Below are 20,491 nucleotides of genomic sequence, written 5' to 3'. Positions count from 1 at the left end.
AATAACCAGCCGGCGGCGAAAGATTTGATTTTCAACGGCAAATATGTTCGCCTGCAGCAGGAAAACGATCAGGCGCAGGAGGAGCAAATGGACGAGGACGTCGAAAACAGGGCCGTCGAGCTCGATATCCGGGGAACGAAACGCATCTTCGATGTCGACGATCCCGCTCTGCCCGACTGGGTGGAGGAGCACGCGCTGGAATCCGGCGATTTTCCCTATAAGAAGAAGCTCAAGGAAGAGGATTACGCGGAGCAGCTGGAAAAGCTGCAGGTCGAACTCGTCAAGGTGCAGTTCTGGCTGCAGGCGACCGGCAAGCGGGTGATGGCGCTGTTCGAGGGACGCGACGCGGCCGGCAAGGGCGGGGCGATCTCGGCCTCCTCGGAAAATATGAACCCACGCCTTGCGCGCGTCGTGGCGCTGACCAAGCCGACCGATCGCGAACAGGGACAATGGTACTTCCAGCGCTATGTCGCGCAGTTCCCGACATCGGGCGAATTCGTGCTCTTCGACCGCTCCTGGTACAACCGCGCCGGTGTCGAGCCGGTCATGGGCTTCTGCACGCCGCAGCAATATGAGGATTTTCTCAAGCAGGCGCCGCAGCTCGAAAAGATCATCGCCCATGAGGGCATCTTCTTCTTCAAATTCTATCTCGATATCGGCCGCGAGATGCAGCTCAAGCGCTTCCACGACCGCCGGCACGATCCGCTGAAAGTCTGGAAACTTTCCTCGATGGACATCGCGGCGCTGACGAAATGGAGCGACTACAGCGAAAAGCGCGACCGGATGCTGAAGGAAACCCATACGGATTTCGCGCCCTGGACGGTGATCCGCGCCAATGACAAGCGGCGGGCGCGTCTGGAGCTGATCCGCCATATGCTGAACAGGATCGACTACGACGGCAAGGACAAGAAGGCGCTCGGCGAAGTCGACAAGGAGATCATCGGCTCCGGGCCAGGCTTTCTGAAATAGGGCTTTCTGAAATAGGCCGGCGCCAGGCGTAAAGCCGCGTCACTGCCCCGGCAGGATGCGCACGGCGAAGAGATTGATGCCGCGCGCCTTGCCGTCGAGATCGCTGTTGATCGTGAGCGTGCCCGGCGAATTCGGCGCGAGCGAGCGGTCGAACCGCACCTGCAGCAGCGCATCCGATTTCTCCCGGGTGACGGTGAAGCGATGGCGGGCGCAATTGCCGAGCGTCTGGAAATTGCACTCGACGGTCACCTGCGTCGGTTCGTCGGTGGTGGATTGCAGCGTCAGCGCGATCGTCGAGGATTTGCCGGCAAGCTGCTGCAGCACGGAAGCCGGCACGCTGATCGTGATATTGCCGTCGGCGGCACCGCTTTCGGAAATCAGGCGGATGGCGGGACCATCGTTCTCGGTGATGTTTTCCGTGCGTGCCCGCGGGCCGTTTTGGATCTTGTCCGCATCGGCAGGCTTGAACACCTCGATCCAATCGGCCGAGAAACTGTTCTGCGGATCGATGGTCACCGGCTGATCGGTATGGGAGCCGGCATTGTTGGCGGCACTGCCATCATTGGCGGCGCTGTCGTCATTGGCACTGTCGTCATTGCCGGTGAAATCCTCCGGCTGGGTGCTTGCCGGCGGATTGGCGACGCTGGTGTCACGCTCGGCCGCCGTCAGCAGCAGACCAGACGTATAGGCCCACCAGGCGCCGATGCCGATGAAGGCGAGCAGGACGCACCAGACGAGAAGCCGTGAGAAGAACTTGCGCGGCTTGCGGCGTCCTGCGGCCCGTTCCGGACGGAAATCCATGTCGGTGGCGCGCTCGCCGCGCGCCAGGCGCTCCTCCGCGAGGGGAGCGGCGGAGAGATGATCGGTCGTGCCGGCACGCACGCCGTCGAGGCTTGCTTCGTCGGCATGGTGCATGACGACGTCAGGGGCGCGGGTCTCGCCCGCGGCCACCGGATTGTCGATGAGGCTGTCGATATCGGCGACATCGCCTCTGTGAACCGGAGGCTGCGGCATTTCCACGACCGGCGGCACCGGCACCTCGGGCGGCCTCTGCCGGGGGTGAAGACGGTCGCGCTCCTCGCCTTCGATGGCGTGGATGGTGCTTTCCAGGCGATGGCGGTGGTGGGCGACGACCTCGGCATCGGTAATATCCTGCTTGCGCATGCCGGCTTCCAGCGCCTGACGGGCGGACTGATAGATCCTCGCTCGAACCTCCGGATTGTCGCGATCGGAATTCTCGAGCGCTGTTCTGATGGCCGTTTCTAATCCGCTCACATCAAGTCCTTCACCTTGAACCCGGCAGCGGACGGTAATCCCTGCCGGCGCCTGTCAAAATTCGGTAACGGCAAGCGCGGCAAACCGCAAGCCTTGCAGGCCGGGCAGCGATTGATCCGCGGGGATAACGAGCGGCTTTCACGACTTGCTGGCTCCATTTCCTTCATCTCTTGGAAATATATATTCGGACCGAAATCGACCAAGGCGTGGCAGCCGCTCTTTTATCGTCTTTCCATCTCTGTTATGAGATTGACGTTTTCGTAAACGTCAATTGAATGGTGAACCATGGCGCTGCCCCCGATCCTCAAGGACAAACTGAGACTGCCGGTCATCGGCTCGCCGCTCTTCATCATCTCGCATCCCTCACTGACGCTGGCGCAATGCAAGGCGGGTGTCGTCGGCGCCTTTCCGGCGCTGAACGCCCGGCCGGAAAGCCAGCTCGACGAATGGCTGGCCGAGATCACCGAGGAACTTGCCCGCCACGACGCAGCCCATCCGGAGCGGCCGGCGGCCCCCTTTGCCGTCAACCAGATCGTGCATATGTCGAACAAGCGGCTGGAGCACGACCTGATGCTGTGCGTCAAATACAAGGTGCCGATCGTCATCTCCTCGCTCGGCGCCGTGCCGGAGGTCAACGCCGCCGTGCATTCCTATGGCGGCATCGTGCTGCACGACATTATTAACAACCGCCACGCCCATTCGGCGATCCGCAAGGGCGCGGACGGGCTGATCGCGGTGGCATCGGGCGCCGGCGGCCATGCCGGCACGCTGTCGCCCTTCGCGCTCGTCCAGGAGATCCGCGAATGGTTCGACGGGCCGCTGCTGCTTGCCGGCGCGATCTCCACCGGCGGCGCGATCCTCGCCGCGCAGGCGATGGGCGCCGACATGGCCTATATCGGCTCGCCCTTCATCGCGACCGAAGAGGCGCGCGCCGCAGACGCCTACAAGCAGGCGATCGTCGAGGGTGCGGCGGCCGATATCGTCTATTCCAACTATTTCACCGGCGTGCACGGCAACTATCTCAAGCCCTCGATCGTCGCCGCCGGCATGGACCCCGACAACCTGCCCGTCGCCGACCCCTCCAAGATGGATTTCGAACAGGCTGTCGGCGGCGCCAAGGCCTGGAAGGATATCTGGGGCAGCGGCCAGGGCATCGGCGCCATCAAGGCCGTCGAGCCGGTGGCAAAACTCGTCGACCGGCTGGAAACCGAATACAAGGCCGCCCGCGCCCGGCTGGCGCTCTGAAGGGGATCTTCCACGCCCCGCCCTCTTTTTTACCAAAGGCATGACAGGACGCTTGAAATCTTCAAACAATGCCTGTATCAGCGCCATGCAAATCGCAGGCCGCACGCTTCGGTCGCCAAATGCCGCTTTAGCTCAGTCGGTAGAGCACATCATTCGTAATGATGGGGTCACGTGTTCGAGTCACGTAAGCGGCACCATTTTTCTCTCAGATTTCAGATGTCGCGCGCCAAAGCATGGCGATGCTTAGACGCTGCTCTAGCCGGAGGTTTTATGGCCTCGGACTGGAGGTGGTCTGCGTGCGGTAAGATCTCAGAATCCCTCCTCCATGGAGCAGGAATAGACGCTGTGATCGCCGTAGTCGGTAATCCATCCTCGATCATCGATAGACCCGTTCTGTCCGGATCCAGAAAGCACTTTGAGGTCCCTCCCTGTGTGCTGCAGGATATTGTCGTGTAGCGTCTGTGCTTTTTCCGGGAAAGAAAAGCTGTAGTAGAAGGGCGACATGCAGCCGCCACCGGTCTCAAGAGCATAGATCGGCATGCTGAACTGGGTATATCTGCTTCCGAAGAATTCGCCGCTTGTCGGTATATCCAGGAGCCCCGTTCCGTTCGGGGTGCATGTCGCCTTTATCTTGCTTTCCATCGCCTTGAGGCTCGCTTTGACCTCGTTCGGAACAGCGACGGTAATATTGATCGCCTTGTCATCGGCGTAATACGATATTGCTCCTTCTTTAAAGTCGCATTCGAGAGGATCTGGAAAAACCTTCTCTGCCCACTTGTCGGCCGGAACCCTCGAAGTCGGAAGAAGAACGGCGGTCGAGCACAACACCGCGACCGACCAGCCCTGCAAGCTGAAGAGAAATGAAAACATCTGAATCGACCTTAACCCCGCTCGCAAGTTGCATGGCGTCGGGCGATTTTCAACTGTCATTTCCAGGAAAAGTACCAGCAAATTTCCGGTGAAGTTCCCACACAAGCGCAAGTCTCCGTGGAGGATCAGAAGGGGAGTGTGTTATAATCACACAGGAAAAAGCAATTCAGTCATGCTCCAAAGGGAGAAGGCTATCGATGAATATTGAAGCACAGTCCGAGAATCTTTCTGATCCGCAACAGATGAAGCGGGGCAAGGCAATCATAGACTACGTGTCAGCCGGCTTGGCTATGGCCACCAGCGGCCTCTCGGAAACAGTGATGCTCCCGATAAGGCGCGTTGTCGAAAAACGCCTTCAGGATGCGGAGGATGCCATAGTAGCAGACCTTCGAGCCGGCCGAGTGCTGGAAGACGATGTCATTGAAGAGGAACGTTTGGCATCCTTTATTCTTCGAGTGCGGCGAGCCGCATTCGAAGGAGTTGGCAAAAAGAAGCTGCGGCTGATGGCGCGTATCTTTTTCAATGCGACCTCTCGAGAGCCTTACTCCGAGGATGCCCTGAATGATTTCTGGGCAATCACCGAGCAGTTGAACATTAACGACATGAAAGTGCTCACCTTGCTTAAAAAGGCCGATGAAGCCGGTTACTTCAACCGATCCGTGGAAGAAGAACGGGGCGAACGGAAGATTGATTACGAGGTTGATAACGGCCAACATTTCACCACTGCCAGAGATTTTTATGAAGCAACAGGAGCGCTTCTTCGTTTCGGGCTGGTTGATGCCGTGTCGGGCTGGGGCTCGCTAGTCTACTATGTCACTGACCGCTGCCTCGACTACGTCAGGCACCTTGACTTCAATCAGCTTGATGAGGCTTAGCAGGCCGGCTTACATCGAATTCTCTCGGTGCTCATCACACGACCGTGAATCGGCAACCTCGCCAGGAACACGTCGCCGCCGAACAGGTTCTCCCCTTGAGAAAACAAGGATGGAGAACATCATGTCCTGTAAGCTCATCGCAATATCCCTCCTTTCCATCGGCCTTGCCGGCTCGGCGTTGGCGCAGACGTCGGGTGGCGCGAATTCCAGCGGGCGACTTTCGGTGGCGCCTGTTATTGGCGGATCGGGGACTTCTGGTTCCGGCTCGGCTGGTGTCGGCGCGGGCGGTTCGGGGTCCATCGGTACCGATCCCGGCACCACCGGCAGCACGACCGGCACTGGTGGCGTCGATCTCGACAGCGGTCGCAGCACGATCAATCCCGGCGGGGTCAATCCGGATCTGCAGCAGGTGCCGGGCTGCACCGCGGGCACCGGTACGCTCAGCGAAGCATGCCAGCAATGAGGATGGGGCGGCCGTCCGCCCCCTGACGGATGAAGGTCCGGCGCGTGGCGCCGGGCCTTCACTTCGGCTGTTGTCCTGAACCGGCGCCAAAACGACACTTGCCGCGAGAATTGCTTTACCGGCCGGCTTTCAGGTCGTAAAAGAACAGCATCCCTCCGCAAACGGCGCATCGCCGCCCATCCAGCCAGCCTGCCGATATTTTCCGGCCCTGCGGAGCACCCGAAGAGGATCGTCATGTCGAATGCAGCGCAACGCTCCAACCGCGTGCTTGTGGTCGCGACCATCATGCTTGCGACCTTCATGGTGGCCATCGAGGCGACGATCGTGGCGACCGCGATGCCGCGCATCGTCGGGCAGCTTGGCGGTTTTTCCTATTACAGCTGGGTGTTTTCGGCCTTCCTGCTGGCGCAGTCGACGACGACTGTCATCTACGGCAAGCTTTCCGACATCTTCGGGCGCAAGCCGGTGCTCATCGGCGGCATCCTGATCTTTCTCGCCGGCTCGGCGCTCTGCGGCTTTGCCTGGTCGATGATGTCGCTGGTGCTTTTCCGGCTGCTGCAGGGGCTGGGTGCGGGCGCGATCCAGCCGGTGACGATGACCATCATCGGCGATCTCTTCAAGCTCGAGGAACGCGGCCGGGTGCAGGGCGCGATGGCGACCGTCTGGGCGACGTCGGCCGTCGTCGGGCCGCTTGCCGGCGGCATCATCGTCGATGCCTTCTCCTGGGCCTGGATTTTCTGGATCAATCTGCCGATCGGCATCGTCTCGATCATCGCCTTCATGGTCTTCCTGAAGGAGGACGTGGCGCATAAGCAGGCGAAGATCGATTATCTCGGCGCCGTGCTGTTTTCGATCTCGATCGTCGCCCTGCTCATCATGCTGACGGAAACCGATGCAAGCGCCTGGATCCTGCTGTCGCTTTTCGCCGTCTTCGTCATCGCGGGCCTGCTCTTCCTCGGCCAGGAGAAGCGGGCGCCGGAGCCGATCATTTCGATCGCGCTCTGGAGCCGCCGGCTGATTGCGACCAGCAATGCGGCGACGCTGCTGGCCGGCATGGCGCTGATCGGGCTTTCGACCATCCTGCCGCTCTATGTGCAGGGCGTGCTCGGCCGCTCGCCGCTCGTCGCGGGCTTCACGCTCACCATGCTCGTCGTCGGCTGGCCGATGGCGGTCATGCTCTCCAGCCGCTTCTACAAGGCTTTCGGCATTCGCCGCACCTTGCGCGTCGGCAGCCTGATGTTTCCCTTTGGCGCCGGCTTCCTCCTGTTCCTGACGCCGGAAAGCTCGCCTGTCCTTGCCGGCGCCGGCTCCTTCTTCATGGGCTTCGGCATGGGTCTCATCAGCCTCACCAGTATCGTGCTGGTGCAGGACAGCGTGGAATGGTCGATGCGCGGTAGCGCCACCGCCTCGATCATCTTTGCCCGCAGCCTCGGCAACACGCTCGGCGCCACCGTGCTCGGCGCAATCCTCAACGCCGGCATCAGCCACTATGCGAGCGGCGAGGCGGCGGCCGGTCTGCATGAGGCGCTGAACCAGCCGACCGGTCTTTCGGAACTCGCCGCCGATCCGACGACCCGCCTGGTCTTCAATGCCGCACTGCATTGGAGCTTCTGGGGTGTCGTCGTCGTCGCCGTGCTGACCTTCTTCACCACCTGGCTGATCCCGGTCGGCCATGACAAGCGGCGCGAGGAGCCGGCCGCGGCAAGCGAGGCGGCGTCGCATTGAATTGGATCGATGCGACGCGCCGGGTGCGCGCTCCGTGACGGAGCACGCCCGCCATCGCAGCGATCAGCGAAAGCCGCCGCTGGCGGCCAAACGCTCGCCGGTCAGCCAGCGGGCATCGTCGGATGCGAGGAAGACCGCGACATCGGCGATATCGTCCGGCTGGCCGGTGCGACCGAGCGGCGTCTGGGCCACCAAAGTCTGCTCGAAATCCGAGCCGATGACGCCGGCGGTGTGCGTGCCTTCGGTCTCGACGATACCCGGGAGGATGGCGTTCACCCGGATCTTGCGCGGCCCAAGCTCCTTGGCGAGCACGCTGTTAATGCCCTCTACCGCTCCCTTCGTGGCCGTGTAGACGGAGGTGTCGGGCGGAGCCAGACTGGTGACCACCGACGAAATGTTGATGACGCTGCTGCCCTCGCCGAGATGCTTGACCGCTGCCCGAGTGGTCAGGAGAACACCGAGAACATTCACGTCGAATATGCGGCGATACTGCTCCTCGGTCACCTGCTCGATCGGTGCAAATTCATAGACGCCTGAGTTGTTGACCAGCACGTCGAGCTTGCCGAATTCCTTGACCGCGGCATCGACCAGTCCCTGCGCCCCATCGGCCTTGGAAACATCGCCCTGCACCGCGATGGCCTTGCCGCCCGCCGCCTCGATCGCACCGACCACGGCGTCGGCCCCTGCCTTGCTCGAAGCGTAATTGACCACCACTTGAGCGCCTTCGGCCGCGAGCGCCTTGGCAATCGCGGCGCCGATCCCCTTGGAGGCTCCGGTTACGACTGCGACCTTTCCAGTGAGCTTAGCCATTCTTCGTCCCTTTCGACTCGGACTGCCGCCGATATTGGCGCCATTGTTCCGTAGTTCAGAAATTCGGAACTGTTGATCTCGATGTCAAGGGTCGCTATATGAAAATTCATGAGACCGCTTTTCCATCCGGCAATAGAGGACATCCGGCCTGATGCGATATTGTATGCGCTTTCCGATCCGGAACGCGCCGCGATCTTCGCATGGCTTGCCGGCGCCGGCTGCGGCGGAACCTGTTCGGCGCTTGCCGATCTCGGTGAGCGCACCATTCCCAAATCATCGCTGTCGAACCACTTCAAGGTGCTGCGCGAGTCCGGGCTGATCCGAAGCGAGCGCCAGGGCGTGGAGATGCGCAATCAAACCCGCTGCGCCGAGTTGGATGAACGCTTCCCCGGTCTCATCAGGGCTATTCTGACGGCTTACGGGCAGCTTCCTCCAGAGATGAATACAGATTGATGGGGTGAGAGGCGGGTCGTAAGCGCATACCGTGCGGCCCCCTCATCCGACCTGCGGCCACCTTCTCCCCGCTGGGGAGATCGCGGCTTTGTCGTCAACCCATTGGTTCGAACGCGTTTGAATAGACAGGTCCTTTGGGCAGCGCTAAAACGGCTTGCTCTCTCTTCTCCCCAGCGGGGTCCGAAGGACGGGTTGAGACCAGCGGCTCAACCCCGGTTGGTGGCCGCAGGTCGGATGAGGGGGCCGCACGGCACGCCTCTCATTGTAACCCTTTGCTTACACTCAGACGCTTTCACCCACACTCTGCGGCAGGGATTGCAGCAGGGTCTGGCGGGCGGAGCGCAGGTGGACGCGGCAGGCTTTTTCGATCGCCGCCTGGTTTCCGGATTCGAGCGCCGCGATATAATCCAGATGTTCGTGGATGGCGCGTTCGTTGCGCTCGCGGGCGGCGGTCTTGTTCCATTGGTAGTGATAGTGGAAGACGATGGCGATCGCATCGTAGAAATCGGCGATGAAGCGGTTCTTCGAGGCACGGTGGATCAGAAGGTGGAAACGCTCGTCGAGGACGGAAAAATCCTTGAAGCGCTGGTTGATGTCGTCAAGCATGGCGAGATGTTCCTCGCGCATGGCCGCGAGATCGGCCCAGGCCTGATGGTCGCGGGGAAGCCTGCCGAACTCGGCGGCGGAATGCAGCTCGAACATCTCGCGCACATCGGCAAGCTCGAGTGCGAATTCGCGGGTAAAGCCTTTCAGCGTCCAATGGCTGTTGGGACGTTTTTCGATCAGGCCGAAGCGGGAGAAGCGGATCAGGAATTCGCGCACGCTCGTCGTGCCGGTGCCGATCTCGCGGGCAAGCTCCAGCTCGTTGATCTGCATGCCGGGCGCGGCGTCATCCGCAAGGATGCGCTGCATGAAACTGCGCTCGATGATGTCGTGCAGCGAATCCGTCTCTTCGGAAGGAAAGAGATCACGGTCCGTCGGCTGGCGCAGCACGATCTTCTGGCGCTTGTTCCAGCGGATGATGCCTTCCTCGTTCAACCGTGTGAGGATGGCGCGTGCGGTGGAGCGGCTGACGCCGAGCTGGGCGGCGATCTCGGGCTCCGAGGGCAGCGCCGTATCCGTCCGCAGCGCGGCGGCGTAGCGGTTATACGCTTCCTTGAAGACCGTGTTCTGCCTTGCCATCAGACCCCCGCTTTTCCGCCCGGTGCCGCGGCTGCCATTCCCGCTAGGAAAAGCAGGATGAAGCCGAGCCCAAAGGCTTGTCCGAACGACCTTTATCGCATTTTCGGCCGCCTGCGGCGCATTGCCTCCCTCGTCCACAGGATCAATATTCCCGTTGACTTGAAAATGTTTATTGTAGATAAAAAACAAAATCAATGCGCAATCGCCGATGCAGCGGGCGGGCTCACAGTTTTCGGCGTCATGCTCTAGGGAGAAGAGAGTGGACAAACAGCCTTGGATCATCCTCTCGGCCGGAGACAATGTCGCGGTCGCAACGGCCACCATCTCGCAGGGTTCGACGGTTGCCGGCATAGAGGCTCGCCAGAAGATCGATCCCGGCCATAAGGTGGCGATTGCCGATATTCCGCTCGGCACGCCCGTCGTCAAATACGGCCAGGCGATCGGCCGTACGACGGCCGAGGTCAAGGCCGGCGACCATGTTCACAGCCACAATTTGCATTTTGAAAACGACCGGCTGGCGGCGACGGCCAATTCGGCGCCGGAAGCGGCGACCTCCGAGGACAGGGCGCGCACCTTCATGGGCTATCGCCGTGCGGACGGGCGGGCGGCGACGCGCAATTATATCGGCATCATCGCCAGCGTGAACTGTTCCACCACCGTCTGCCGGGCGATCGCCGACGAGGCGAACCGGACGATCCTGCCGCATTACGAGGGTATCGATGGCTTCGTGCCGATCGTCCACGACCAGGGCTGCGGCATGAGCTCGACCGGCGACGGCATGAACGTGCTGCACCGGACGCTTGCTGGCTACACCAGGCATGTGAATTTCGGCGGCGTGCTGATGATCGGCCTCGGCTGCGAGGTCAATCAGCTGACGCTGTACGGCCAGAGCGGCGCAGGCGCCTCCAAGCGGCATTTCAACATTCAGGATGCCGGCGGTTCCCGCCGCGCGGTCGAGCGGGCCATGGGCGTGCTGCGCGAAATCGCCGCCGATGTCGGCAAGGAACGGCGCGTGCCGATCTCGGTCGGTGAGATCATCATCGGCCTGCAATGCGGCGGCTCGGACGGCTTTTCCGGCATCACCGCCAATCCGGCGCTCGGTGTCGCCGCCGACCTGCTGGCTGCGGCCGGCGGCACGGCGATCCTGTCGGAAACCTCGGAAATCTATGGTGCCGAGCATCTGCTGCGCAGCCGCGCCGTCAGCGACGAGGTGGCGAAGAAGCTCGACGAGAAGATCGCCTGGTGGGAGGATTACGTCGCGCTGCACGGCGCCTCGCTCGACAACAACCCGTCGCCCGGCAACAAGCGCGGCGGGCTCACCACCATTCTGGAAAAGTCACTCGGCGCCGTCGCCAAGGGCGGACGCTCGCGGCTGACGGCGGTCTATGGCTATGCCGAGCGCGTCACCGCGCCCGGCCTCGTTTTCATGGACACACCCGGCTACGACCCGGTCTCGGCCACCGGCCAGGTGGCGGGCGGGGCGAACATGATCGCCTTCACCACGGGCCGCGGCAGCTGCTTCGGCTGTCGGCCGGCGCCGTCGCTGAAGCTTTCCAGCAACTCGGCGCTCTATGCCGCGATGGAAGAGGATATGGACATCGATTGCGGCACGATCGCCACGGGTGATGCGACGATCAGCGGCAAGGGCCGCGAGATCTTCGAGCTCATCGTCGATACGGCCTCGGGCAAGAAGACGAAGAGCGAGCTCTTCGGCTACGGCGATAATGAATTCGTGCCCTGGCATCTCGGCGCAACGCTCTAATCCTTTATTTTACGCAATTCCGGATGTGAAAACCGCTTCACATTTTTCCTGGAATTGCTCTGAAATCCCGAGACTTGGCGAGGAAGCATGATGAAGACGAGACGGATCGGCAAGACCAAGCTTGACGTGACCGAAATCAGCTATGGCGCGGCCCCCTTGGGCGGCCTCTATCGCGCCTGCCCGCGCGAGCAGGCGATGGAAACCCTGCAGGCCGCCTGGAACAGCGGCATCCGCTATTTCGATGTTGCGCCCTGGTACGGGCTCGGCCTGGCCGAACGGCGCGTCGGCGATTTCCTGCGCGATCAGCCGGATGGTTCCTACGTGCTCTCCACGAAGGTCGGCCGGCTGCTGAGGCCGGTGCCGACGGGAACCGTGCCTGACTACAGCTATGTCGATCCGCTCTCTTTCGACGCCGATTACGACTATTCCTATGACGGCATCATGCGCTCGGTCGAGTTCAGCTATGCCCGCCTCGGCCTCAACCGCATCGATATTCTCTATGTGCACGATATCGGCGTCTATACGCATGGGGCGGCGAAGAACGCGGTCTATCAGAAGCAGCTTCTCGATTCCGGCGTGAAGGCTCTGGAGGAGCTCCGTTCCTCGGGTGCAATCTCCGCCTTCGGCCTCGGCGTCAACGAAGTGCCGGTCTGCCTCGACGTCATGCGCCATGCCGATCTCGACTGCATCCTGCTGGCCGGCCGCTACACGCTGCTCGACCGCTCGGCGGTCGCCGAACTGCTGCCGCTCTGCCGGCAGAAGGGTACCTCGCTGGTCGTCGGCGGCGTCTTCAACTCTGGCATTCTCGCCACCGGCCCGGTGCCGGGTTCGCATTTCGACTATATGCCGGCAACCGACGATGTGCTCGCCAAGGTCGGTGCGATGGAAGCGATCGCCAAGCGCCACGGGGTGCCGCTTGCGGCCCCCGCCATGCAGTTTCCGCTGCGCGATCCGATCGTCGCCTCGGTGCTGATCGGCACAGCGAAGCCCTCGAGCCTGACGCGCAACATGGAGATCGTCGAGCCGCGGCTTGCCGACGATATCTACGCCGAATTCGAACCCTATACGCTGGTCGCGCCGCCGCTTGGCAGCGAAGCGGTCCGAGTCTGAGGAGAGAAAATGCTGAAGGGTATTCATCCGCTGCTCGGGCCCGACCTGCTCCACGCTCTGAAGACCATGGGGCATGGCGACGACATCGTGATCTCGGACGCCAATTTCCCCTCGGGCTCGATGGGGCCGCCCGTCATTCGCGCCGACGGCGTCAGCGCCACTGACATGGCCAAGGCGATCCTCACGCATATGCCGCTCGACACTTTCGTGCCCGAGACGGCATGGCGGATGGAGGTGGTCGGCGATCCCGGTGCGGTGCCCGAAGTGTGCGCGGAGTTCCAAGAAATCGTTTCCAGGCGCGCCGGCGATTTCCGCATTGTGCCGGTCGAGCGTTTCGCCTTCTACGCGATGGCGCGCAAGGCCGCCTATATCGTCGCGACGACGGAATTCAGGCTGTACGGCAACCTGATCTTGAAGAAGGGTGTCGTGCACCCGCATGAAGTCGACATCGGCTGACGACCTATTTTAGGTTTTTGTGGTATTGAAATAAAATCAGTTGCTTGGGAGGTGTTTTCCGGAGCAAAAAAGCGAGATCGGCGCACTTGCAATTTGATTGCGCCTCGGCTAGCTTCTGTCTGCAAATGTTTTTTATCGATAAAAATCGTTCGCCTGCGTTCAGCGGACGATTTCCTAGGAGGAGAACGCACCCTGAGAGGAGAACCCTTATGAGCATCGTGAAATCCATTCTGTCCCGCCGCGCCTTTACCGCGCTCGCCGGGGCAGCCGTCATCGCAACGGCGATGCCGGTCACGTCCTTCGCCGCCGATGTGACGATCCCGATCATCGTCAAGGACACCACGTCCTTCTACTGGCAGATTGTTCTGGCGGGCGCCCGCAAGGCCGGCCAGGATCTCGGCGTCAATGTGCCGGAACTCGGCGCACAGGCTGAATCCGACATCAACGGCCAGATCAGCATTCTCGAGAATGCCGTCGCCGGCAAACCCGCCGCCATCGTCATCTCGCCGACGGAATTCAAGGCGCTCGGCAAGCCGATCGACGAAGCTGCCAAGTCCGTTCCGATCATCGGCATCGACTCTGCTGCCGACTCCAAGTCGTTCAAGTCGTTCCTGACGACCGACAACGTCCAGGGCGGCCGCATCGCCGCTGACGGTCTTGCCGCCGCCATCAAGGAGATGACGGGCAAGGAAGAAGGCGAAATCGTCATCCTCACCAATCTTCCCGGCGTCGGCTCGCTGGAACAGCGCCGCGAAGGCTTCCTGGATCAGGTCAAGACCAAATATCCGGGTCTGAAGGTCATCGCCGACAAGTATGGTGATGGCCAGGCGACGACCGGCCTCAACATGATGACCGACCTGATCACGGCTAACCCGAAGCTCGTCGGCGTCTTCGCCTCGAACCTGATCCTGGCGCAGGGCGTCGGCCAGGCGATCGCTGAAAACAAGCTCGGCGACAAGATCAAGGTCATCGGCTTCGACAGCGACGACAAGACGGTGGGCTTCCTCAAGGACGGCGCCATCGCCGGCCTCGTCGTTCAGGACCCCTATCGCATGGGTTATGACGGCGTGAAGACCGCGCTTGCCGTCTCCAAGGGCGAAAAGGTTCCGGAAAATGTCGATACTGGCGCCAACCTCGTCACCAAGGCGAACATGGCCGATCCGAAGATCGAAGCGCTGCTGAACCCGAAGATCAAGTAACCGACAAACGGGCCGCGCCGGCTTTCAAAAACCGGCGCGGCCTTTTCCATCCATGGTATGTTTCCCCAGGGTGGTGCAGAGGCGACAAGAGGAGGAGAGGTCCATGATCGGACTGGAAGAGGTCAGTCATCGCCATGATGACAGTGCCACGCTGAAAGAGGCCAATCGGATTCCGACCGGGTCTCCTATCCTCGAACTCAGGGGCCTGCAGAAGAATTACGGTCATGTCCAGGCGCTGAAACCGGCGACGATGACCTTCCTTGCCGGCGAAATCCACGCCATCGTCGGCGAAAATGGCGCCGGCAAATCCACCCTCATCAAGCTGCTCACCGGCGTCATCACCCGCACGGCGGGCGAGGTGCTCTGGTGCGGCCAGCCGGTGGGGCTGTCGACGCCGAACGAGGCGATCGCGCGCGGGATCAACGCCGTGCATCAGGAAGTCGTGCTCTGCCCGCACCTGACGGTTGCCGCCAATCTCTTCCTCGGCGACGAGGTCAACCGTTACGGCCTGATGCGCCGCAAGCAGATGGAGAAGCTGGCGCAGGCCGTGCTCGACGATCTCGGCTTCGGCCTGCCGGCGGCAGCTCTCCTGAGCTCGCTGACGATCGGCCAGCAGCAGCTGGTGGCAACCGCGCGCGCGGCCATGCGCGGCACGCAGTTCCTGATCTTCGACGAGCCGACTGCCTATCTGACGCGCCAGGAATCGGCGCAGCTCTTCAAGCTGATCCGCCGCCTGCAGGGCGAAGGCGTCACCATCGTCTATATCAGCCACCGCATGGAGGAGGTCTTCGAGCTTGCCGACCGTGTCTCGGTGCTGCGCGACGGCACGCATGTCGGCACGCGCCCGATCGGCGAAACCAACGAGGCCGAACTGATCGCGCTGATGATCAATCGCTCGATCGAGCAGATCTACCACAAGGAAGAGATTGCGATCGGCGAAACGATCGTCGAGGTCCGCGGCCTTTCCGGTCCGGGTTTCGAGGACGTGTCGCTGAGCGTCAAGGCAGGGCAGATCGTCGGCCTCTATGGCCTGATCGGCGCCGGGCGCAGCGAATTCGCGCTCGGACTTTACGGGCGCCAGCCGAAAACATCAGGCGAAATCGCGTGGATGGGCAAGCCTGTCGATATCAGGAACGAGCGCACGGCCATGGAGCTCGGCATTGCGCTGGCGCCCGAAAGCCGGCGCGACCAGGGGCTTTGCCTCAACCTGCCGATCGGCCTCAACATCAACCTGCCTGTCTTCGGGCGGTTGAGCCACGGGCCGGTCATCAATCACGCGCGGGAATCGGCCAATGCCGACAAGCAGATCCGCGATCTCAGCATCAAGACGCCGAGCCGGCGCGTTCCCGCTTCGAGCATGTCGGGCGGCAACCAGCAGAAGATCGTCATCGGCAAGTGGCTGAGCCACGGCGCGAGGCTGTTCATCTTCGACGAGCCGACGGTCGGCGTCGACGTCGGCACCAAGGCGGAAATCTACCGGCTCTTCGCCAAGCTTCTGAAGGAGGGCGCGGGCATCATCCTGATCTCCTCCTACCTGCCGGAGGTCTATGAACTGGCCGACCGGCTGCACGTCTTCCGCGGCGGCAGGCTGGTCGCCAGCCATGATTTCCACGCGGCGACGCATGAAGAAGTGCTCAGCGAAGCGATCGGCGTCTGAGCATCAGCAGTTCCAGCAAAAGTGCACTGCGGTTTTGCGTCCGGAAATTGCGTTAAAACAAAGACATAGAGCATTTTCGTGGTTCGGAGAAAAACGGAAATGCTCTAAGAGGGAGAGAACTGATGACCACCACCCCCACCGAAATTGCCGCGCCGCCGCCGCGCCGGAAAATGAACATCCTGTTCGGCCTGACTTTGCTCGGGCTGCTCCTCTTCCTCTGGCTCGTGCTCGCCATCCGGACGGACGCCTTCTGGACGCCGCTCAACATCTCGAACCTGCTGCGTCAGGGCGCGATGACGGCAATCCTCGCGCTCGGCCAGACCTTCGTCATCATCACCGCCGGCATCGACCTGTCGGTCGGCGCCATCGTCGGCTTCTGCACCGTCATCATCGCCTGGCTGCTGCAGGCGGGCGTGCCGCTCTGGGGAGCGATCGCGCTGACGCTCGCGATCGGCGTGGCGATCGGCGCCTTCCACGGCTTCGGCATCGTCCATATGGGCCTGCCGCCCTTCATCATCACCCTGGCGACGCTGACATCGCTGCGCGGCATCGGCCTGCTGATCACCAACGGCTCGACGATCAGCATCACCGATGAGAGTTTCAGCAATTTCGCCCGCGCCGATTTCCTCGGCATTCCGAGCCTGTTCTGGATGGTCATCCTGGTGGCGATCCCATCCTTCATTTTCCTGCATCTCAGCCGCTGGGGCCGCTATCTCTTCGCGGTCGGCTCGAATGCGGAAGCGGCGCGTCTTTCCGGCGTCAACGTCAAGGGCATGATCTACCTTGCCTATATCCTCTCGGCCTCTTTCGCCGCCTTCGTCGGCGTGCTGCTCGCCTCGCGCATCGCCATCGGCAATGCGACGCAGGCCGACGGCTGGGAACTGCAGGCGATCGCGTCGTCGGTCATCGGCGGCACCAGCCTCTTCGGCGCGGTCGGCTCGGTGCATGGTCCGCTGATCGGCGCCTTCATTCTCGCCACCATCAACAACGGCGCCAACCTTCTGAACGTCAACTCCTTCTGGCAGCGTATCATCACCGGTCTCCTGATCATCGTGATCGTCTTCTTCGACCAGCTGCGCCGCCGCAAGAGCAATTGACCAAAGAGAAAGCCGGTCCCAGAAGGCCGGCTTCCTTATTCCCGCAATGCGAGATTTGTCATGAAAGCAGTTGTTTGCCGGGAGCCCGGCGTGCTCGACATCGCCGAACGTCCGTCACCCGCCGCACCGGCAGCCGGCTGGGTGCGCCTCGCCGTCAGTCATGTCGGCATCTGCGGCACGGATTACCACATCTTCGAGGGCAAGCATCCTTTCCTCGAATATCCCCGGGTGATGGGGCATGAGATCTCGGCGACGGTGCTGGAGGCCGGCGATGGCGTCGCCATGGCGCCCGGCACGCCGGTCATCGTCAATCCCTATCTCTCCTGTGGCCAATGCATCGCCTGCCGCCACGGCAAGCCCAACTGCTGCACCAATATCAAGGTGCTCGGCGTCCACACCGACGGCGCCTTCTGTGAAGAGATTTCGGTTCCGGCAGGCAATCTCTATCCCGCCAAGGGGCTGAGCCTCGAGGCGGCGGCAACGGTCGAATTCCTGGCGATCGGCGCCCATGCGGTACGCCGCTCGATGACCGGCGCCGGAGCGCGCTCGCTTGTGATCGGCGCCGGGCCGATCGGGCTCGGGGCCGCAATCTTCTCGCGCATCGCAGGCCACGAGGTGACGCTGCTCGATACCAGCACCGAGCGGCTACAGATGGCAGCCGAGCGCTTCGGCTTCACCTCAGGCATCGTCGCCAACGATAAAACGGCGGATGCCGTGCGGGAGATAACCGGCGGCGACGGCTTCGACGTGGTCTTCGATGCGACAGGCTACGGCCCGTCGATGGAGAAGGCCTTTTCCTTCGTCGCCCATGGCGGCGCGCTGGTGCTGGTCAGCGTCGTCAAGGACGACATCCGCTTCTCCGATCCGGAGTTCCACAAGCGCGAAATGATGGTGATCGGCAGCCGCAACGCCACCCGCGCCGATTTCGAGCACGTGGCGGATTCGATCGCCAAAGACCTCGTGCCGGTCGACAAACTCATCACCCACCGCACGACGCTCGCCGATGTGCCGCACGACCTTGCGCGCTGGGCGCATGAGAAGAACGGCCTGATCAAGGCGGTGATCAGGGTTGGTGGCTAGAAATACTTTGAGAGGGGTGGAAGTGGTTTGCGCCACTGCCCCTCACCCAAGCCGCCCCTGTAAACGGGGGTCCGAAGGACGGGACGAGACCCGTGCTTCGACCCCGGTAAAAGTGCCGGGAGACGTATGACGGGCAGATGGCGAGGCTAACCCACCGCTGCAATCGCCCCGCACATCTCTCTGACCACCGCGACATCCGTCCGGTTCGTGCTCTTCGCCTCGAAGCCGAAGGCGACGGCGCGGGGGTCGGCGCTTTCGATGGGTGAACTGCAGGAACCGTGGACCTCGCGGGCGCCGGTTGCCTGCAATATGGCGCCGACATTGGCCGGGCGAACGCCGCTGCCGGGCATGATGGATATGCGGCCGGCGGCCTTCGCCGAAAGGCGTTTCAGCGTTTCCAGGCCGTCTGGGGCCTTCAGCGCGCAGCCGGAGGTGAGGATGCGTTCGCAGCCGAGCTCGACCGCCTGTTCCAGCGCCTCATCGGCATCCGGCACCAGATCGAAAGCGCGATGCAGCGTCGAGCCGAGGCCCATCGCATGCGCCTTCAGCCGGTGGATCAGCGGCATGTCGAGCGTACCGTCCGGCCGGTTGGCGCCGATGACGACACCGGCAAGGCCGGCGGCGCGCACGGCATCGATGTCGAGCATCATCGCCTCCTCGTCCGTCCTGCCGAAGATGAAGGGGCCGGCATGCGGGCGGATCATCGCGTATACGGGGATGGGCGCTCTGGCGGCGATCCGCATCAGGCTCGGCAGCGGCGTCAGGCCGCCGACTTCAAGCGCCGAGCAAAGCTCGATGCGGCCGGCGCCGCCTTCGATTGCGGCGGCCAGTCCCGCGGCGCTGTCGACGCAGACCTCAAGCAAAATCGTCATGCTGCACTCTCCCTGGCGCCCTCGTCCGCCTGCCGCATGGCTTGCGAGAGAGATTGCGACGTAATTCTCGTCGCCGCCTCGATGATGACGGCAGAGGCATCGGCGGCGGCTTTGCGGTGGTTGAAGGCGACGTGATAGGCCATCGGCAGATGCTCGTCGAGATCGACGATGCGCACCTTGTCGGCGATCGGCATGGCGCTGACGCGGCCGAGGAAGGAGACGTAGCCGTGATTGGCGACGAGGTCGACGATCACGGGCAGGGAATCCGCCGCGGTGATATCCTGATTGCGGAACCGCCGGTTCGGCGCGCGTTCGTCGCTGAAGGCCATGGCCGCGTGGCCGAGGCCGGTGCGCGGGCTCGGCATGCAGATCGCGTGAGCCGCGACGAGATCGGCGACCGTCATTTCCGTGCTTTGCGGCGGCGCGATCACCACCATGTCGGTCCGCAGCAGCTCGCGATGCCGGAAGCTCTCCAGCCCGAAGACAGAATCCAGGATCGCTACATCGATGCGGCCGCTTTTCAGCGCCTCGCGCAGATCGTCGGCGGTCATCGAGACCAGCGAGATCGTATTGTTGCTGCGGCGAGCGTTCCACTCCGATACCAGCGACCCCAGGCAGCGCGCCACCCAGCTTTCCGAGCCGGTCGGGATGATCGAGCCGATGCGCAGTGACCGGGCTGTGCGCCGATACCGTTCATCGGCCGAAGCCTTCAGTTCGTTCCACGCCTGGCTGATCGTCATGAAGATCTGATAGGCCCGCCTGCCCTCCTCCGTCAGCACCGAGCCCTGCGCCTGCCGCTCGAAAAGGCGGGCGCCCAGAAATTTCTCAAGATTGGCAAGCTGGAGCGAAAGCTGCGGCTGACCGAGACGCAGCCGGCGAGCGGCGCGATTGATGCTGCCCTGGTCGGCGACTTCGAGGAAGCGCTCGATGGTGACGATCTTGACCGGAATGCGGGATGCCCAGGCCTGGTAGGCATCGGCGGCCACGCTGTCATGACCGGTCAACTGACCCAGTTGCGCTATCGCAACCGCGATCGGCTCCAGCCCTTCCAGCACTCTGTCGCTTGCGAGCAGCGTCACCAACTCGCCCGAGGCGCGTTCGGTGAGCTTCATGGCCAGTTCGGTTTCGAGATTGCGGATCGCCGTCGAGACAGTGGAGGGCGACAGCTGGAAGCGCCGCGCGGTATCGCGGACCGAACCTGACGTCAGGACATGGTTTGCAATGAACAGGGCACCGAGATGCAAACAGCGACCTCCGGAAAGCGCTGGAAAAACCGGACGATATGATGTGTTCAGGAAAAAAGATATCCCTGCCTTGGGATAGGCGAGCTATCGTTGCCGTCATAGAAATCCGGGCGGCGAGAAATCGTAGAAAAGAGCACCGGATCGCCG

20 protein-coding genes and 1 tRNA gene are annotated in these 20,491 nt (G+C 62.3%); 15 read left to right on the top strand and 6 right to left on the bottom strand.

All coding sequences use genetic code 11. From position 1 onward, the window contains the following. Positions 1-87 precede the first annotated feature (87 nt). Positions 88-969: a polyphosphate kinase 2 gene (ppk2, locus tag CO670_RS21840; protein ID WP_097592190.1), complete on the top strand. Its 882-nt coding sequence runs from the start codon at positions 88-90 to the stop codon at positions 967-969. A gap of 39 nt (positions 970-1,008) precedes the next feature. Here ppk2 and CO670_RS21835 read toward each other — a convergent pair whose 3' ends face one another. After that, positions 1,009-2,244, bottom strand: coding sequence for a regulator (locus CO670_RS21835; RefSeq protein ID WP_097592176.1), 1,236 nt, complete (start codon positions 2,242-2,244; stop codon positions 1,009-1,011). A gap of 285 nt (positions 2,245-2,529) precedes the next feature. Here CO670_RS21835 and CO670_RS21830 point away from each other — a divergent pair, with 285 nt between their 5' ends. After that, positions 2,530-3,489: a nitronate monooxygenase family protein gene (locus CO670_RS21830; RefSeq protein ID WP_097592175.1), complete on the top strand. Its 960-nt coding sequence runs from the start codon at positions 2,530-2,532 to the stop codon at positions 3,487-3,489. Between the two features lie 121 nt (positions 3,490-3,610). Then, positions 3,611-3,686, top strand: a tRNA-Thr gene (locus tag CO670_RS21825). A gap of 112 nt (positions 3,687-3,798) precedes the next feature. Here the strand turns inward: CO670_RS21825 and CO670_RS21820 are convergent. Further along, positions 3,799-4,359, bottom strand: a complete 561-nt coding sequence (locus tag CO670_RS21820) for a hypothetical protein (RefSeq protein ID WP_097592189.1) — start codon at positions 4,357-4,359, stop codon at positions 3,799-3,801. A 197-nt stretch (positions 4,360-4,556) separates the two neighbouring features. Here CO670_RS21820 and CO670_RS21815 point away from each other — a divergent pair, with 197 nt between their 5' ends. From CO670_RS21815 to CO670_RS21805, 3 genes are all read left to right on the top strand, one after another. After that, positions 4,557-5,234: a hypothetical protein gene (locus CO670_RS21815; protein WP_097592174.1), complete on the top strand. Its 678-nt coding sequence runs from the start codon at positions 4,557-4,559 to the stop codon at positions 5,232-5,234. Between the two features lie 121 nt (positions 5,235-5,355). Continuing rightward, complete coding sequence (locus CO670_RS21810; RefSeq protein ID WP_097592188.1) at positions 5,356-5,697, top strand: hypothetical protein; 342 nt, start codon at positions 5,356-5,358, stop codon at positions 5,695-5,697. Positions 5,698-5,931: 234 nt separating this feature from the next. Next, a complete protein-coding gene (locus CO670_RS21805; protein WP_097592173.1) occupies positions 5,932-7,422 on the top strand; it encodes an MDR family MFS transporter in 1,491 nt (496 codons plus the stop codon). A 63-nt stretch (positions 7,423-7,485) separates the two neighbouring features. Here CO670_RS21805 and CO670_RS21800 read toward each other — a convergent pair whose 3' ends face one another. Further along, positions 7,486-8,232 (bottom strand): glucose 1-dehydrogenase, encoded by a 747-nt coding sequence (locus CO670_RS21800; protein ID WP_097592172.1) that lies wholly within the window; start codon positions 8,230-8,232, stop codon positions 7,486-7,488. Between the two features lie 108 nt (positions 8,233-8,340). Between CO670_RS21800 and CO670_RS21795 the strand changes: the two genes are divergently transcribed. Further along, entirely contained in the window at positions 8,341-8,685 is a 345-nt protein-coding gene (locus CO670_RS21795) for a helix-turn-helix domain-containing protein (RefSeq protein WP_097592171.1), read from the top strand. A gap of 282 nt (positions 8,686-8,967) precedes the next feature. Here CO670_RS21795 and CO670_RS21790 read toward each other — a convergent pair whose 3' ends face one another. Further along, positions 8,968-9,867, bottom strand: coding sequence for a GntR family transcriptional regulator (locus tag CO670_RS21790; protein WP_097592170.1), 900 nt, complete (start codon positions 9,865-9,867; stop codon positions 8,968-8,970). Positions 9,868-9,924: 57 nt separating this feature from the next. Between CO670_RS21790 and CO670_RS21785 the strand changes: the two genes are divergently transcribed. The 8 genes from CO670_RS21785 to CO670_RS21750 all read left to right on the top strand — a co-directional run bounded on the left by CO670_RS21785 (position 9,925) and on the right by CO670_RS21750 (position 18,228). Further along, positions 9,925-10,116: a hypothetical protein gene (locus tag CO670_RS21785; RefSeq protein ID WP_088688965.1), complete on the top strand. Its 192-nt coding sequence runs from the start codon at positions 9,925-9,927 to the stop codon at positions 10,114-10,116. Positions 10,117-10,126: 10 nt separating this feature from the next. Continuing rightward, positions 10,127-11,629 (top strand): altronate dehydratase family protein, encoded by a 1,503-nt coding sequence (locus tag CO670_RS21780; protein WP_097592169.1) that lies wholly within the window; start codon positions 10,127-10,129, stop codon positions 11,627-11,629. Positions 11,630-11,719: 90 nt separating this feature from the next. Further along, the gene (locus CO670_RS21775; RefSeq protein ID WP_097592187.1) at positions 11,720-12,739 is read left to right on the top strand and encodes an aldo/keto reductase; all 1,020 of its coding nucleotides are present in this window, start codon (positions 11,720-11,722) and stop codon (positions 12,737-12,739) included. 9 nt (positions 12,740-12,748) lie between these two features. Then, positions 12,749-13,195, top strand: a complete 447-nt coding sequence (locus CO670_RS21770) for an RbsD/FucU domain-containing protein (RefSeq protein ID WP_097592168.1) — start codon at positions 12,749-12,751, stop codon at positions 13,193-13,195. Between the two features lie 209 nt (positions 13,196-13,404). Next, positions 13,405-14,394, top strand: a complete 990-nt coding sequence (locus tag CO670_RS21765) for an ABC transporter substrate-binding protein (RefSeq protein ID WP_097592167.1) — start codon at positions 13,405-13,407, stop codon at positions 14,392-14,394. A gap of 103 nt (positions 14,395-14,497) precedes the next feature. Further along, positions 14,498-16,051 carry a sugar ABC transporter ATP-binding protein gene (locus CO670_RS21760; protein WP_097592166.1) on the top strand — a complete coding sequence of 518 codons (1,554 nt, stop codon included), beginning with the start codon at positions 14,498-14,500 and terminating at the stop codon, positions 16,049-16,051. 122 nt (positions 16,052-16,173) lie between these two features. After that, on the top strand, positions 16,174-17,148 hold the full coding sequence (locus CO670_RS21755) for an ABC transporter permease (protein ID WP_097592165.1): 975 nt from the start codon (positions 16,174-16,176) through the stop codon (positions 17,146-17,148). Between the two features lie 60 nt (positions 17,149-17,208). Then, positions 17,209-18,228: a zinc-binding alcohol dehydrogenase family protein gene (locus CO670_RS21750; RefSeq protein ID WP_097592164.1), complete on the top strand. Its 1,020-nt coding sequence runs from the start codon at positions 17,209-17,211 to the stop codon at positions 18,226-18,228. 146 nt (positions 18,229-18,374) lie between these two features. On the opposite strand, the gene CO670_RS21745 is transcribed toward CO670_RS21750, so the two are convergent. Both CO670_RS21745 and CO670_RS21740 read right to left on the bottom strand, forming a co-directional pair. Continuing rightward, on the bottom strand, positions 18,375-19,100 hold the full coding sequence (locus tag CO670_RS21745; RefSeq protein ID WP_097592163.1) for a copper homeostasis protein CutC: 726 nt from the start codon (positions 19,098-19,100) through the stop codon (positions 18,375-18,377). Further along, positions 19,097-20,344 (bottom strand): LysR family transcriptional regulator, encoded by a 1,248-nt coding sequence (locus CO670_RS21740; protein ID WP_097592162.1) that lies wholly within the window; start codon positions 20,342-20,344, stop codon positions 19,097-19,099. The genes CO670_RS21745 and CO670_RS21740 overlap by 4 nt, the downstream gene beginning before the upstream one ends. Between the last annotated feature and the right edge of the window lie 147 nt (positions 20,345-20,491).

It is taken from the genome of Rhizobium sp. J15 (assembly GCF_002531825.1).
Taxonomy (GTDB): domain Bacteria; phylum Pseudomonadota; class Alphaproteobacteria; order Rhizobiales; family Rhizobiaceae; genus Rhizobium.
This window is presented reverse-complemented; position numbering and strand designations above follow the sequence as displayed.

What these genes read in the sequence shown, in the direction of transcription:
- ppk2 (WP_097592190.1), top strand. Translation starts at nt 88, where the DNA reads ATGGACGAGGACGTCGAAAACAGGGCCGTCGAGCTCGATATCCGGGGA.
- CO670_RS21830 (WP_097592175.1), top strand. Translation starts at nt 2,530, where the DNA reads ATGGCGCTGCCCCCGATCCTCAAGGACAAACTGAGACTGCCGGTCATC.
- CO670_RS21820 (WP_097592189.1), bottom strand. Translation starts at nt 4,359, where the DNA reads ATGTTTTCATTTCTCTTCAGCTTGCAGGGCTGGTCGGTCGCGGTGTTG.
- CO670_RS21815 (WP_097592174.1), top strand. Translation starts at nt 4,557, where the DNA reads ATGAATATTGAAGCACAGTCCGAGAATCTTTCTGATCCGCAACAGATG.
- CO670_RS21810 (WP_097592188.1), top strand. Translation starts at nt 5,356, where the DNA reads ATGTCCTGTAAGCTCATCGCAATATCCCTCCTTTCCATCGGCCTTGCC.
- CO670_RS21805 (WP_097592173.1), top strand. Translation starts at nt 5,932, where the DNA reads ATGTCGAATGCAGCGCAACGCTCCAACCGCGTGCTTGTGGTCGCGACC.
- CO670_RS21800 (WP_097592172.1), bottom strand. Translation starts at nt 8,232, where the DNA reads ATGGCTAAGCTCACTGGAAAGGTCGCAGTCGTAACCGGAGCCTCCAAG.
- CO670_RS21795 (WP_097592171.1), top strand. Translation starts at nt 8,341, where the DNA reads ATGAGACCGCTTTTCCATCCGGCAATAGAGGACATCCGGCCTGATGCG.
- CO670_RS21790 (WP_097592170.1), bottom strand. Translation starts at nt 9,867, where the DNA reads ATGGCAAGGCAGAACACGGTCTTCAAGGAAGCGTATAACCGCTACGCC.
- CO670_RS21785 (WP_088688965.1), top strand. Translation starts at nt 9,925, where the DNA reads ATGAAGCCGAGCCCAAAGGCTTGTCCGAACGACCTTTATCGCATTTTC.
- CO670_RS21775 (WP_097592187.1), top strand. Translation starts at nt 11,720, where the DNA reads ATGAAGACGAGACGGATCGGCAAGACCAAGCTTGACGTGACCGAAATC.
- CO670_RS21770 (WP_097592168.1), top strand. Translation starts at nt 12,749, where the DNA reads ATGCTGAAGGGTATTCATCCGCTGCTCGGGCCCGACCTGCTCCACGCT.
- CO670_RS21765 (WP_097592167.1), top strand. Translation starts at nt 13,405, where the DNA reads ATGAGCATCGTGAAATCCATTCTGTCCCGCCGCGCCTTTACCGCGCTC.
- CO670_RS21760 (WP_097592166.1), top strand. Translation starts at nt 14,498, where the DNA reads ATGATCGGACTGGAAGAGGTCAGTCATCGCCATGATGACAGTGCCACG.
- CO670_RS21755 (WP_097592165.1), top strand. Translation starts at nt 16,174, where the DNA reads ATGACCACCACCCCCACCGAAATTGCCGCGCCGCCGCCGCGCCGGAAA.
- CO670_RS21750 (WP_097592164.1), top strand. Translation starts at nt 17,209, where the DNA reads ATGAAAGCAGTTGTTTGCCGGGAGCCCGGCGTGCTCGACATCGCCGAA.
- CO670_RS21745 (WP_097592163.1), bottom strand. Translation starts at nt 19,100, where the DNA reads ATGACGATTTTGCTTGAGGTCTGCGTCGACAGCGCCGCGGGACTGGCC.